General features: G+C 35.6%; 15 protein-coding genes. 8 read left to right on the top strand and 7 right to left on the bottom strand.

Annotation, left to right across the window (positions count from 1 at the left end; genetic code table 11):
- Nucleotides 1-14 precede the first annotated feature (14 nt).
- The 7 genes from AC5P2S_RS16735 to AC5P2S_RS16705 all read right to left on the bottom strand — a co-directional run bounded on the left by AC5P2S_RS16735 (nt 15) and on the right by AC5P2S_RS16705 (nt 7,126).
- Complete coding sequence (locus tag AC5P2S_RS16735; protein ID WP_494555675.1) at nt 15-1,781, bottom strand: DUF8458 domain-containing protein; 1,767 nt, start codon at nt 1,779-1,781, stop codon at nt 15-17.
- Between the two features lie 3 nt (nt 1,782-1,784).
- Nucleotides 1,785-2,336 carry an LPS assembly lipoprotein LptE gene (lptE, locus tag AC5P2S_RS16730; RefSeq protein WP_283416020.1) on the bottom strand — a complete coding sequence of 184 codons (552 nt, stop codon included), beginning with the start codon at nt 2,334-2,336 and terminating at the stop codon, nt 1,785-1,787.
- Complete coding sequence (locus AC5P2S_RS16725; RefSeq protein WP_120212238.1) at nt 2,336-3,622, bottom strand: sigma-54 interaction domain-containing protein; 1,287 nt, start codon at nt 3,620-3,622, stop codon at nt 2,336-2,338. The genes lptE and AC5P2S_RS16725 overlap by 1 nt, the downstream gene beginning before the upstream one ends.
- Before the next feature lie 53 nt (nt 3,623-3,675).
- A complete protein-coding gene (gene miaB / locus AC5P2S_RS16720; protein WP_494555674.1) occupies nt 3,676-5,109 on the bottom strand; it encodes a tRNA (N6-isopentenyl adenosine(37)-C2)-methylthiotransferase MiaB in 1,434 nt (477 codons plus the stop codon).
- A 77-nt stretch (nt 5,110-5,186) separates the two neighbouring features.
- The gene (locus AC5P2S_RS16715; protein WP_494555673.1) at nt 5,187-5,897 is read right to left on the bottom strand and encodes an energy transducer TonB; all 711 of its coding nucleotides are present in this window, start codon (nt 5,895-5,897) and stop codon (nt 5,187-5,189) included.
- A gap of 9 nt (nt 5,898-5,906) precedes the next feature.
- Entirely contained in the window at nt 5,907-6,317 is a 411-nt protein-coding gene (locus tag AC5P2S_RS16710; protein WP_494555672.1) for an energy transducer TonB, read from the bottom strand.
- Nucleotides 6,318-6,373: 56 nt separating this feature from the next.
- Entirely contained in the window at nt 6,374-7,126 is a 753-nt protein-coding gene (locus AC5P2S_RS16705; RefSeq protein ID WP_494555671.1) for an RDD family protein, read from the bottom strand.
- Nucleotides 7,127-7,146: 20 nt separating this feature from the next.
- Here AC5P2S_RS16705 and AC5P2S_RS16700 point away from each other — a divergent pair, with 20 nt between their 5' ends.
- The 8 genes from AC5P2S_RS16700 to AC5P2S_RS16665 all read left to right on the top strand — a co-directional run bounded on the left by AC5P2S_RS16700 (nt 7,147) and on the right by AC5P2S_RS16665 (nt 14,390).
- Nucleotides 7,147-8,136, top strand: coding sequence for a stage II sporulation protein M (locus AC5P2S_RS16700; RefSeq protein ID WP_120212242.1), 990 nt, complete (start codon nt 7,147-7,149; stop codon nt 8,134-8,136).
- Nucleotides 8,105-9,076, top strand: coding sequence for an EI24 domain-containing protein (locus tag AC5P2S_RS16695; RefSeq protein ID WP_494555670.1), 972 nt, complete (start codon nt 8,105-8,107; stop codon nt 9,074-9,076). The genes AC5P2S_RS16700 and AC5P2S_RS16695 overlap by 32 nt, the downstream gene beginning before the upstream one ends.
- Nucleotides 9,066-9,854 (top strand): DUF4129 domain-containing protein, encoded by a 789-nt coding sequence (locus AC5P2S_RS16690; RefSeq protein WP_494555669.1) that lies wholly within the window; start codon nt 9,066-9,068, stop codon nt 9,852-9,854. The genes AC5P2S_RS16695 and AC5P2S_RS16690 overlap by 11 nt, the downstream gene beginning before the upstream one ends.
- A 26-nt stretch (nt 9,855-9,880) precedes the next feature.
- A complete protein-coding gene (locus tag AC5P2S_RS16685; protein WP_494555668.1) occupies nt 9,881-11,050 on the top strand; it encodes a DUF4350 family protein in 1,170 nt (389 codons plus the stop codon).
- Nucleotides 11,051-11,055: 5 nt separating this feature from the next.
- Nucleotides 11,056-12,051: an AAA family ATPase gene (locus AC5P2S_RS16680; protein WP_283416029.1), complete on the top strand. Its 996-nt coding sequence runs from the start codon at nt 11,056-11,058 to the stop codon at nt 12,049-12,051.
- Between the two features lie 44 nt (nt 12,052-12,095).
- On the top strand, nt 12,096-12,500 hold the full coding sequence (locus AC5P2S_RS16675; RefSeq protein WP_283416030.1) for a GxxExxY protein: 405 nt from the start codon (nt 12,096-12,098) through the stop codon (nt 12,498-12,500).
- Nucleotides 12,501-12,528: 28 nt separating this feature from the next.
- Nucleotides 12,529-13,860 (top strand): DUF58 domain-containing protein, encoded by a 1,332-nt coding sequence (locus AC5P2S_RS16670; protein ID WP_494555667.1) that lies wholly within the window; start codon nt 12,529-12,531, stop codon nt 13,858-13,860.
- Nucleotides 13,861-13,967: 107 nt separating this feature from the next.
- A complete protein-coding gene (locus tag AC5P2S_RS16665; RefSeq protein ID WP_494555666.1) occupies nt 13,968-14,390 on the top strand; it encodes an OsmC family protein in 423 nt (140 codons plus the stop codon).
- Nucleotides 14,391-14,414: the final 24 nt, after the last annotated feature.

Below are 14,414 nucleotides of genomic sequence, written 5' to 3'. Positions count from 1 at the left end.
TGGGACTTTTTGTTTTAAGATTTTCTAATTTCTTTAATCTCTTCAATTTTTTCTTCGAAATAATTTTTCTTGTCGGGATGTTTCTCAGAAAGTGTTTCGTAAGCTTTTATGGCTTTGGAATACAGTTTTTGTTCTGTGTATAACTTCGCCAAAGTCTCTGTCATCAGGTGAGAAATATCGTCTTTTTTCTCTTTTACAACATAGTTGCTTTCTTCTTTTAACTGAGAGATCTTAGGATTATTCTCGATGAAATTATCAATGATTTTTTCTTTTACTTTTGAAGTGTCTTCAGCAGGTCTTTCGATTTTCAGCCAGCTTTGCCAGGTGTTGATGAAAGTTCCCACATTACTTTCTTTTGATGTGGTTTCCTCGGTTTTTTCCTCTATTGCCGGAGCTTCTTTTTTCTCTTCGATTTTAGAAACTTCGTTTCCAAAAAATGAAACATTGAAAACAGGTCTTTCCGAATCTGTTTCGTTTTTATGTTCTACGATTGATTCTATTTCTTCTTCAACAATTGGCTTTGATACAATTTGAGGTTTTATCTCTTCAATTGATGCAGTAACTTCGATCTTTTCTATAATTTTCGGGATTTCTCTTTCTTCTGTTTTTCCGATTAAAGCATCCGGAATATTATTGGAAAATTGCATCGGTTTCCATTCAGAAACAGGTTCTTCAATTGTTTCCTCAATTTTAACTTTTTGAGTTTGAGAAATTATTTCCGGTTCAGGTTGCTCCGTTTCTTCAATTTTAGCTTCTTCTGTCTCAAAAGTTGGTGTGTTTTCGAAACTGATTTCCTGAGTTTTTTCTAAAATTTCAGACTCAATGTTTTGATTTTTATTTGCTTCGATTTCAAAAGCCTGAGTGTTTTCAAAACTGATTCCATTAGCATCATCAATTTCTAATTCTTTTTCCGGAATTTTATCAACGAAAACTTCCTTATTTTCAGATTCAGAATTGATTTTTACTTCAAACGGTTTCTCTTCTTTTTTCTCTTTTTTAGGAGGATTGAGATAATCCAAATGGTTTTTTGGGACCGAGAATTTGACATCTGGAAGAAAATCCTGAATGCCGCCAAAACTGATATCGTTAGAAGTTTCCAACTCAGCTTCCTCAACAGATTGTTCTGTTTTGATTTCAACAATTGGTTCTTCTTGTACAGCAATCGATTCTTCTGACCGGTTTTCATCAACTTCGATCTGAGCGTTGATGTCCTTAATTTCTTGCTTAAGAATTAATTGACCCGACTCCTTGCTTGCATCAAGATCGACTTCTGGCGCTTTTTCTTCCAGGAAATTTTCTTCACCTTCATACAGAAGACGATTCTTTTCGCCGTCAACTACTACAAATTCCGGACTCTGCTTCTTTTCTTCAACTTCAATGATTTTCTCAACATCGAACTTGTTCAGAACTGGCTTTTCTTCATTTTCAATTTCAGCAATTAATTCAGGCTCTGCGGGTTTTATTTCTTCCGGGATCGTATTATTAACTGTTGGATTTTCAGTGCTTTCTTCTGGAGTAATTAGAGCTGGAATTTCCTCTTTTTTCGAATTCTTTTCCGAATTAATGAAGTGATAAAGTATTTTTTTATCAGTTGTGTAAGCAGCGGTTTTAGAAAGATTTTCTTTATAATTTTCTGATTGATAAAGATTGATTCCGTAGAGGTAAAGCGCTCTTAAACTTTGTGCATAAGGCATTTTTGCCGACTCCGATTCCAAAATCCGGAGGTCGTTTTCGGTAATTATTTTCGGATTTTTGATTAATTCTAAAACTCTTGTATTCATATTTTACCAGTTGGCTACAATATCATTGAAAATCTTGTTGATGATTCTTTCATTTACAATTTTAACCTGTGCCGTTTCAATTGCATTCAGGTCGAGATCACTGTTGAAAACTGCTTCATCACTGTAAGTTCGGTCAAAATTTAAAGTCGGATCTTTGATATTCTCATAATGAACTTTTATCGTAATGGTCAGTTTATTCTGTTGTGCCTGGATGATATTTCCTGTTGTCGTGGTTGTAGAAGCTCCAACACTCGTAGGTGTAATGTTGTAATCCGTAATTTCTCCTTCTATCAAAAGATCCGGATTTTCTATTGCGCCTTTCAAGCCTGATCTTTGTAGAAAACGGTTCTGTAAAGCCACCGTAAAATCTTGGCTCAGACTTGGCAAGTTGTTCGCAGCGTTATTTGGAAACGGATTGATTTTTATCGTCTTCATATCTTCCCGCAAAGAAGAACCTGAGAAACTGTAACAGGAAATCAAGAAAGACGAGACAAATAACAGTATACAAGTTTTGAATGCCCTTAATAATAAATTACGATGATATATTGGAATCATTAATCCTCAAGATTATATTGTTTAATTTTTCTGTAAAGTGTTCTTTGCGAAATTCCCAACTCATCCGCTGCTCTATTTCTTCTGCCTTTGTGTTTTTCCAAGGCCTTGATAATCAAATCTTTTTCATTATTCTGAAGTGACAAGGACTCTGGTTTAGCTTCTTCAATTTCGATATCTTCTACATCATTGTAATGATGATCATCGTTGTCCGAAATGATTGTCGGATGATGGACTTCATTCTGGTTATTATTTTCGAAATATAACAAAGAATTAGGATTAGCCGTTTGAGTTTCCGGTGTGTAGATTCTGTTGATCAGATTTTTTTCCTGAGAACTCAGATCGCTGTTTCCTCTGTTTTTAATTAGTTCCGAAGTTAAGGATTTTAAATCATTAATATCGCTCCTCATATCGAAAAGGATCTTATACATAATCTCTCTTTCCGAACTGAAGTCTGACCCGGAGTTTCCGCCAGAATTTTTCTGGACAACAGCAGGTAAGTTGGCGTTCATCGGGATATATTCTGCTAATTTCACAGAATTGATTTCACGATTCTGCTCAACAACAGTCATTTGTTCTACGAGATTTCTCAACTGACGAACATTTCCGGGGAATGAATAATTTTCCAGATAAGAAACCGCATCATCAGTCAGTCTCAGTTCAGGCATTCTGTATTTCTCAGCAAAATCAATCGCAAACTTTCTGAATAGCAAATGGATATCTCCTTTTCTTTCTCGCAAAGCAGGCATATCAATTTGTACCGTGTTTAAACGGTAATACAGATCTTCACGAAAACGCCCATCCTGAATGGCTTTCATCATATTAACGTTGGTAGCCGCTACGATTCTTACATTGGTTTTCTGAACCTGCGAAGAACCAACTTTCATAAATTCGCCGCTTTCCAAAACTCTCAAAAGCCGAACCTGAGTCTGCAAAGGCAATTCTCCGACTTCATCAAGGAAAATCGTTCCGCCGTCAGCGACTTCAAAATAACCTTTTCTGGTAGAAGTTGCGCCTGTAAATGCTCCTTTTTCGTGACCAAATAACTCGGAGTCAATGGTTCCTTCCGGGATTGCACCACAGTTGACAACAATATAAGGCTGATGTTTTCTTCTTGATTCTGAATGAATGATTTTCGGGATGAATTCTTTCCCGACACCACTTTCTCCAATTACAAGAACGGAAATATCGGTTGGCGCTACCTGAATAGCTTTTTCCAGAGCACGGTTAAGCGCAGGAAAGTTCCCGATGATTCCGAAGCGGTTTTTTATAGATTGTAAGTCTGCCATTGTTTAATTGATGTTTTTGAAATTTGAGTTTAAAAATTCTAGGTTATGAATGATTAAACCGTTTCCCCCAAAAGCGTTCCTTGTGTGTTCCCATGAACGAAAACGGAAACAATGTCACCAATTTTTTGTCCTTCCAGCATATCAAAAACGCAAACAGCATTTTGAGAATTTCTGCCTTTCCATTGGTTTTTATTCTTTTTGGAAACCCCTTCAATTAGTATTTCGTGAACTCTGCCAACATAAGAAGCCATTCTTTTTCTGGATAGTTCACCTTGTAAAGCAATGACTTCTGCCAGACGTCTTTGTTTGACATCCGCAGGTATGTCGTCTTCCATTTTTTTGTGAGCAGGCGTTCCCGGTCTTTCGGAATAAGCAAACATATAGCCGTAGTCATATTCCACTTCTCTCATCAATGAAAGCGTATCCTGGTGATCTTCTTCCGTTTCTGTACAGAATCCGATGATCATATCTTGTGAAAAAGAAATGTCCGGAACAATTTCTTTAGCTTTTTTAATCAGATCCAGATATTCCTGGCGCGTGTGCTGACGATTCATTAATTGAAGAATTCTGTCGCTTCCGCTTTGAACAGGCAAGTGAACATATTTACAGATGTTCTTGTGCTTTGCCATCACCTCAAAAACATTGATGTTCATATCTTGAGGATTGGAAGTCGAGAATCTGATTCTCATTTCCGGAACTGCATTGGCAACTAGCTCTAGTAATTGCGCAAAGTCAACAGCGGTTGCTTTTTGCATTTCTGAAGCTTTGGCAAAATCCTTTTTCGGGCCGCCGCCATACCAAAGGTAAGAGTCAACATTCTGTCCAAGTAATGTGATTTCTTTATAACCGTTATTCCAAAGATCTTTACATTCATCAATAATAGAATGCGGATCGCGACTTCTTTCACGGCCTCTTGTAAAAGGAACCACGCAAAAAGTACACATGTTATCACAGCCTCTTGTGATCGTTACGAAAGCTGTAACGCCATTTCCGCCTAAACGAACCGGATTGATGTCAGCATAAGTTTCTTCTTTTGAGAGAATAACGTTGATGGCGTCTCTGCCGTCTTCGGTTTCTTTAAGGAGATTTGGAAGATCTCTGTAAGCATCCGGACCAACAACCAAATCAACCAATTGTTCCTCTTCCAGGAATTTGGTTTTAAGACGTTCAGCCATACAGCCAAGAACACCAACGGTAAGATTTGGTTTTTCTTTTTTAAGACTTTTGAACTGAGACAAACGCATACGAACTGTTTGCTCTGCTTTTTCACGGATGGAACAAGTGTTTAGCAAAATCAAATCAGCTTCTTCCTGATTCAAGGTCGTATTGTAGCCTTGTTCGTTAAGAATGGATGCAACGATTTCGGAATCGGAGAAGTTCATCTGACAACCATAACTTTCCAAAAACAATTTTTTGCTGTTTTCGGGTTTTTCTGCAATGGCAAATGCCTCTCCTTGTTTCGTTTCGTCTATATATTTTTCCTGCACTTTTGTAAACTTAATTTTCAGAAAAGCTTCTGAGTTTAATTTGCAAAGATACAAAATATTGTGACAGAATGGCAGAGTTATTCCATTGAAAATGTCAAAGGAAATTTCATGCGAGATCTCACAGGTCTTGAATGGATTTTTCCCGGAGTCCATTGACCTTTGATCTTTTTAATTGATTTTATCACCATCTCGTCAAACTCTCTTAGACCAGAAGACTCTTCCAGAGTAATATCAGAAATTGAACCGTCAGTTTCTACAATAAATCTTGTCACCACACGAAATTTTCCGTTCCAATTAAACTTTGATAGGTCAATGTTTTTAGATACTTGCTCTCTAAATTTATTAATTCCACCACTGTACATTGGTAAAGTATAGACGCTGGAGGAGTCATACCCTGATTGGTATTTTTCAAAAAGGTCATCAGGATAAATAAGAAATTCCGCAATAGAAGCTGTCCTTTGTCCATTGATTATTGCAGACTTCCATCCTGTTTGGAATTTTGCCACGTCACGTGCTAGATTGTAGGCACATTGATTTTCAGCAACATCTTTTTCATCCGCATCCTTTACAAATTTTATAGACGAATCCGGCATAATCAAAACTTTGAAATTATACAGTTCGTCCGGATTTATACATGGTTGCAGATTTTTCTCTGCGATGATCCTGTGAAAATCTTCATAGTATTTTTCCATTCCTCCATCGTAAGGGGATTGGTCTTTTGGGAAGTTTTCATATTGTGCTTTGGAAAGTATACTGGTAAAAAATAGTAATAAATAGATGTTTTTCATATTATGAGATTAATCTCCATGATCTGCATGGTCAGATGAAAAGTTGATTTCGATAATTCGGTTGGAACTGATAGGAACACCATCTTTCATTGCTGGTTTCCATTTTTTCTTGATTCGCTTCATTGCAAAAGTCATATCCTGACGGAACTCTTCGTCGTATTTTACTTTCGGGTAGATTTGCAGATCACTCGGTTTTCCTTTTTCGTCAATAGTTATGATAAATGAAAATTTTCCATTGACGGCGTAAGCTGTAATATCAAAATAAGCATGAACCATTTTCATGAACTCATCTCGGAAAGCCTTTTCACCACCTGGAAATTCCGCCTGTTGATTTAGTTGTGCAGTTTCAGTCTGTTCTTTAGTCTGGGAAAAATGAAATCCGGAACATAAGCAAAAAATGAGAAAAAGATATTTCTTCACGTGATTCAATTTAAGTTGGTTATTACTGCAAATATACTTATTGGATTCAAAATCTACTAAAAATCTTTCCCTGTATAGAAATTGTAATCTTTGATGATAATGCTGATGAATTGTCTTTGGGTAAGCTTGATAGAATCGGGATCTAGTTTGAGGATTTCTACAATTTTAAGAGTTAATCGATTAATTATTTGACGGTCATCTGCCCTGACTGCTTTTTGGAAATTTTCTTTGATGATTCTTACATCATTATCACTTAACAAAATAACCTGTGGGAAAGTCGGGACATAATCTTCTTTCAATTGCTCCAGAATAGTGTGCGAAATATTCACATTGTTTTTAAGGGAAATAACTGCCGTTCCTGTTGCGATATCGCCAAGACGTTGATGATTTTTAGAAATAATCATACTTAAGATGGCAACAATTCCGGAATTGGTATAGATGTCAACTAACCGGAAAATCCATCTCATCAGGTAATCACCAAATCCAGCCTGATAACCATCAATCTTCACCACCTTGATCTTCATTAATTTTTTTCCGACGGTTTGACCTTCCATTATGCTTTCTAAAACTAAAGTATAAATGTGAACCGGTAATGTGATAATAAATATGATGGCGCCGATAGACCATCCATCCATACCATTAACAAAACCTGCGAAATCAAAAAGATTACGAATCAGCCAAAATATAATAAATACATAAAGTCCCTTGATCAGCAAATCAATAAAAAAAGCTAAGATCCTTTCTCCAACACCGGCCAATGTGAAATTAACATTCACATTTTGCGAAGTATTAATGGCAATCTGATTCATATTTTTATTATTTTAGCATTATGAGAGAAGTGGCTTTTATAAAGCAAAATAAAGCAAAATGGTTGGAAATCGAGCAGGTGATCAACGGAAAAATGAAAAAAAATCCGGATGATCTTTCGTCGCTTTACATCAATCTGATTAATGATCTCTCATTCTCACAAACCTATTATCCGAAAAGTAAAACAACGGTTTACCTCAATTTTCTCTCCTCGCAGATTTTTCAGAAGATCTATAAAACTAAAAGGATAGAGGAGAACCGGATCAAATACTTTTTTACTACAGAAGTGCCACTGACAGTTTACCAATATAGACGTTATCTGTATTATGCATTTGTTTTCTTTATTTTATTCGTAGGAATTGGTGTTATTTCGTCTGTTTATGATAAGGATTTTGCTACGCTTATATTGGGTGAAGGTTATGTGAATCAGACGTTGGAAAATATCAAAAAAGGAGATCCGACAGCTATCTATGGAACAGGAGCTAACTGGAGCACCTCTCTCATGATTATCATTAATAACCTTGTGGTTGGCACAAAGCTGTATATCTACGGGATTTTCGGAGGAATCGGAACTTTGTATGCATTGATGCAGAACAGCATTATGTTAGGAGCATTTCAGTTTTTTTTCAAAACACAGAATGTTCTGTTAGAAAGTGCAAAAGGAATTTGGCTTCACGGTGCGTTCGAGATTTTCGGTATGGTTGTAGAAGCGATGGCCGGACTTGTTTTGGGAGCTTCCATTTTGTTTCCCAGAACTTTATCAAGATCAGAATCTTTTAAACAGGGTTTCAGAAATAGTTTCAAAATCTATCTCAGTACAGTTCCATTTACCATATTTGCAGGGCTGATAGAAGGTTTTGTGACAAGATATGCACAGACAATGCCTTTGATGCTGAACATTATTATCATTTTTGGAACATTATCCGTTATTGCCTTTTATTATTTTATATATCCTTATATTGTATTCAAAAAACTAAACTATGCAGCTGTACCAGGAGAGAAAATTCGGTAATTTGATTAGTGATACTTTTACCTTTTTCAAAGAATATGGTAAAAATTATTTTAAGAACTATTTTGCGCTTAATGGTGTTTTGCTGCTGTTGTTCGTCATCATTTTCATATTTGGTTATCGGGAATTCTTTTTACAGTTGATGAACGCTAATGTCAATGGAGACACTTATTTTTTTCAGGCTTATTTCCAGAATAACAGTTTATTATTGATTTTAGGTTTCGCAATTTTTTTTATATTAATTCTTGCACTTAGTATTATTATGTACGCTTTTCCTGTGCTATATATGAAGCGGGTTGCAGAAACCGGAAATAAAAATGTTAAACCGGATCAAATGTTGTCTGATATCCGAAAGAATGTGGGGAAAATGATCATTTTCTTTTTGGGAATGCTATTCATTATCACACCTTTGATGCTCATTATGATGGCGATTTCGTCTTTTCTAATGATTATCATTATTGGATTTTTCTTATTGATTTTGCTGATGCCGGCGTTTGTTAATGTTGTTAATCACACATTATTCGATTATTTAAGTACAAAAAGAAGCTTTTTCGATTCTCTGAGTTATGCAATGAGAGTCAATTTTGCAGATATGTTTGATTCCCGTAAAGCCAAGTTTTGGAAATATTGGGGATCTACGGTTATCACTTTTCTGATGGTTTATGTAGTTTTGACTATTTTCACGATGATCCCATATATGATAATGATTTTCGGTTTTGCTACAATTCCACAGATGGGAACGCAGCAAGATCCGACGCAGCTTTTTTCCGGAGGATTTGGGATATTTATGTTCCTCATGTATGGGATATCGATACTGGTGACCTTTGTTTTGTATAATGTGATGTATGTTAATGCCGGGCTGCAATATTATGACAGCCGTACGGATCTGCACAGAAATTTGGATCTCAATGAAATTGATACAATAGGACAGGGTGAGATTTAGATTTTTTATTTTACTGTTTTCTTTTTCATTAGCAACGCCTGTTTTTTCTCAGTACGAAGAGGTGGAAGAGGTTGTTGTGACCGATTCTGCAAATTATTCAGATCAAGGACAAGAGTTTATTCTGACAGATTCATTAGTCAAAAGCCATTACTCTACAGATAATACGCTTTATCCTAAAAATTTTGAACCTAATTATAAAAGCAAATACAAAGGAAACGAATTTGATTATGAAGTCCTGAAACCGAAAGAATCTATTTGGGATAAAGTCAAAAGACAGATTGCTAAACTATTATCAAAGATTTTTAAAGATATCGATCCCAACAAGGCGAATGATTATACAGTCAATATCCTGCGTTTTTTTGGAATCGTTATTATAGGAACCTTGCTGTTTCTTTTAGTTCGGTATCTGATGTCTAAAGATGGGAATTTCTTGTTTGGAAAGAAGAATAGGAAAATCAATATCAAGAATCAGGATCTGGAAGAAAATATCCACGAAATCAACTTTCCGGAAGCTATTTTGAAATTAGAGAAACAACACGATTACCGTTCGGCAATCCGCTATCATTTTCTACAGGCGCTGAAAAAATTATCAGATAAAAATCTCATTACCTGGAATCCTGAAAAAACCAATCGGGATTATCTGCGGGAATTGAAAAACAATCAATTGAAGGAAGATTTCAGACGCATCATTTACATCTATGATTACATCTGGTACGGAGAATTTAAAACCGAAGAAAAAGATTATCAACATTATAAAGCTTATTTTAACAAATTCTGATAAAACTATTTTATTATTTAACCTTAATGAGTAAAACTTTCAAAATATACGCTGTTATTTTCATCATCATTCTGATTGTGATGGGTATGTTTGAGATGAACAAAAAGCCGGTTTTGGACTGGCGGAAAAATTATAATGTAGAGAAAAAAACACCCTTTGGACTTTATGTTTTTGATCAGGAATCAACCGCTTTATTCAAAGGCAAATTGGAAAAAGCAAGAATATCACCTTATGCTTATTATCAAAAAAAACAGTATAAAAAACCACATAATATTTTAATCATTCAGAAAAAACTAGACGATGTTTCCTGGGAATATATTATGAATGAAGTGGCTAACGGTTCCGATGTAATGTGGTTCACCAACAACACAACTGCCAAATTGAGAGATACGCTGGGTTTTCGATTCAAAACAGTGAGTTTCGAGGACAATTATTACCTTCAGCTAACGGATAAGAAATTAACAGACAGTCGGTTACTGATTGATAAGCTTCCGGATAATCAGGGTTTTTCTTACATCAGAAGTGACATTGAAATTCTTGGAAAAACTTTGCATAAAAAAAGTAATAACGAATCTTCAATAAGTGCAGATTTTGTTAAAATCAATTTTGGAAAAGGACATTTTTATGTTCATTCGGAGCCATTGATTTTGACAAATTACTATCTCCTTAAGTCAAAAAATAAATACCTGGAAAACGTTTTGTCATATCTCCCAGATAGACAGACGGTTTGGTTTGTGGAAACAGACACACCGTTGTCTATGTCGCCGTTGAGATTCATTCTCGGTAATCCACCATTAAGGTATGCCTGGTATCTGTTATTGCTGGGATTGGTAATTTTTGTGTTCTTCAATGCGAAAAGAAAACAACGGATTGTGCCGGTGATCGAACCATTAAAAAACACATCTCTCGATTTTATCAGAAGCATAGGGAATCTTTACCTTCAGGAAGGTGATTTTCACGAGATGATGGCCAAAAAAGCTCAATACTTTTTGAACAGAATAAGAATGGATTTACTGATCGATACGCAGCATCTGGATGAGCAATTCATTATTAAATTACATTTGAAAACCGGAAAAAACATAGAACTTATAAAAGAAGCAGTTGCATTGGTGAAAAAAGGACAAGACCCTTACGCCAGTGTGATGAAGGAGGATTTGATAAAGATGAATCAGCTTCTGGATCAAATTTTAAAATAATAATTATGGAAGAACAATATCAAGATCAGGCGCCCGAATTCCAGTCCAGGCTGGATATGACGGAATTACGAAATAATCTGGAACGCGTAAAAGCAGAAATCGCCAAAGTGATTGTCGGTCAGGAGAATATGATTGAACATTTGCTCGCAGCACTGCTCTCGAACGGCCACGTTTTGATAGAAGGCGTTCCGGGCGTCGCCAAAACCATTACTGCAAAGCTGTTGGCGAAAACAATTTCGGTCGATTTCAGCAGAATACAGTTCACACCGGATCTGATGCCGTCTGATATCTTGGGAACATCAGTTTTTAATGTGAAGGAAGCGGATTTCAAATATAAAAAAGGTCCCATTTTCTCGAATTTTGTTTTGATTGATGAGATTAACCGTTCACCAGCAAAAACGCAATCGGCGTTGTTCGAAGTGATGGAAGAACGTCAAATCACAATGGACGGCATCAAATATCCAATGGAAGAGCCATTCTTGGTGGTTGCTACTCAAAACCCAATCGAACACGAAGGTACTTACAGACTGCCGGAAGCGCAACTCGACCGTTTTCTCTTCAAAATACAAGTGGGTTACCCAAACCTGGAGCAGGAAATTGAAATCATCAAAAATCAACATCATAATAAGTTAGAAGACAAAACGGATGTGGTTCAAACCGTGATTTCCGGACAGCAATTGAAGCAATATCAGCAATTGGTAAAAGATATCATTGTCGAGCAAAACCTTCTGGAATACATTGCAAAAATCATTATCAATACAAGAGAAAATCAGTTTTTATATCTCGGCGCTTCACCAAGAGCAAGTTTGGCTTTGTTGGCAGCAAGTAAAGCTTTTGCTGCAATCCGGGGTCGTGATTTTGTAACACCGGAAGATATTAAAGAAGCATCGTTTGGGGTTTTAAGACACAGAATTATTGTGTCTCCGGAACGTGAAATGGAAGGTTTGACTGCGGACGAAATCATCAGGCAAATCTTGGAAAGCATCGAAGTTCCAAGGTGATAAACCACAAAAGGAACAAAAGAAAATAAACGCACAAATGAAAAATGACAAAAGAATATTTAACGGATTTAACATATAAAATTAATGGAGCCTGTATTGAAGTTCATAAAATTTTAGGTTCTGGCTTGTTGGAATCAGTTTATCATAAATGTCTTGAAGAAGAGTTTAGAATTAGAAATATTAGTTATAAATCAGAGTTAATTATCCCAATAAATTATAAAGGAAAAGACCTAAATTGCAATTTCAAATGTGATTTTTTAATTGAAGATTTAATTGTTTTAGAAATAAAATCAGTTAATGAAATGAATGATATTCATAGAGCACAAGTATTGAATTATATGAATCTACTTAAAGTTCCAAAAGGTATTTTAATAAACTTTAATGTAAAAAATATTTTTAATAATGGTCAAGAAACTTTTGTAAACAAGTATTTTAATCAATACAAATAGCTTTGTGTCTTTTGTGGTTTATATCAAAATGAAAACATTAAAACAAACATACCTCAATAACAAATTCTTCTTCGCATTATTCGGCGTCGGAATCTGCTATGTTTTGGCATTTTTCTTTCCGGTGATGATGTGGATAGCCAATTCGTTACTGGTTTTTGTTTTATTGTTAACGATTTTGGATGCTTTAATTTTATTTCAAAACAAAGAAGGAATCAATGCGCAGAGAATCTTGCCGGAAAAACTTTCCAATGGCGATGAAAATTCGGTGAAAATTGATGTCCGGAACAACTATAATTTTAATATCAATACTAAGATCATTGACGAAATTCCGTTCCAGTTTCAAAAACGGGATTTCCTGATCAAGAAAAATATCGAAAGTGGAAATCATTCATTGTTCGAATATATTCTGGAACCAAAAGAGCGTGGTGAATACAGTTTTGGAAATCTGAATATTTATGTTAATTCGCCGATCGGATTGGTTTCCAGAAGATTTGCATTTCAAAAAGACGCGAACTTGCCAAGTTATCCATCATTTATCCATCTCAGAAAATATGAATTGATGGCGCTTCAAAACGAATTTTTGTTGGGCGGAATCAAGAAAATCCGAAAGTTGGGACACACGATGGAATTTGAGCAGATCCGGGATTACGTTCAGGGCGATGACATCCGAAGTATCAACTGGAAAGCGACATCCAAGACCAACAGATTAATGGTCAATCAGTTTCAGGATGAAAAATCACAACGGATTATGATGTTGATTGATAAAGGCAGGACAATGAAAATGCCTTTCAATGGCTTAAGTTTGCTGGATTATTCGATCAATGCAACTATGGCTTTGTCACATATTATTCTGAAAAAGGGCGACCGCGCCGGAATGATGACTTTCGCTAAAAAGACAGAAAATAAGGTTGCTGCAGATAATAAATCCGGACAATTAAAAAAGATTTCCGAAGCTTTGTACAACGTTCAAACCGATTTCTTCGAAAGTGATTTCGGAAGGTTGTATCAGGATACGAAATACCATTTGAATCAAAGAAGTTTGGTTTTGCTTTTTACCAATTTTGAAACGTTGGACGCCCTAAATCGTCAAGTAAAATACCTGCGAGGCATCGCTAAAAATCATCTTTTGGTAGTCATATTTTTCAAGAATTCTGAGGTTCACAAATTGCTGAATACCAATCCGGAAAATATGCAGGAAATTTATGACGAAATCATTGCTGAGAAATTTGAATTTGAAAAAAAACTGATTATTCAGGAACTCAGAAAATATGGGATTTACAGCATTTACACACTTCCGGAAAATCTCAATATAGAAGTGATTAATAAATATCTGGAGATAAAAGCAAGAGGAATTTTGTAAATTTGAATTTAATTACAAATCTTATCTAAGCGAAGCGTCTTTATGAACTTAAAAGCATTAAATTAAGTAGAAAAATCTTTGTGCGCTTTGTGTTAAAAAAATTAAAAATGAAAATTACACTTAATAGAATCAACAACGACTTTTTATTCGAATGTTCCAATGAACAAGGCAACTCAATTTTACTTGACAACACAACTCTGCCAGGCGCAAAAGGTGTTTCGCCAATGCAATCTTTGTTAATGGCGGTTGCCGGTTGCAGCGGAATCGATGTGGTTTCGATCCTAAAAAAACAACGTCAGACGATTACAGATTTCAAAGCCGAAGTTGAAGGCGAAAGAGTTCAGGTTGATGAAGCAAAACCTTTCAAATCTATCACAGTGAAGTTTTTCCTCGAGGGCGAAATCGACCCGAAAAAAGCTAAAAAAGCAGCAGAATTATCTTTCGAAAAATATTGCTCTGTTTCCAAGACTCTGGAACCGAATGTTGAGATTTCTTATGAAGTCAGCGTTAATGGAATTATTGTAGAATAATAAAATTTAAAAAACCTTATCAAA

The sequence above is a fragment of the Epilithonimonas sp. 33E genome, from assembly GCF_059372615.1.
This window is presented reverse-complemented; position numbering and strand designations above follow the sequence as displayed.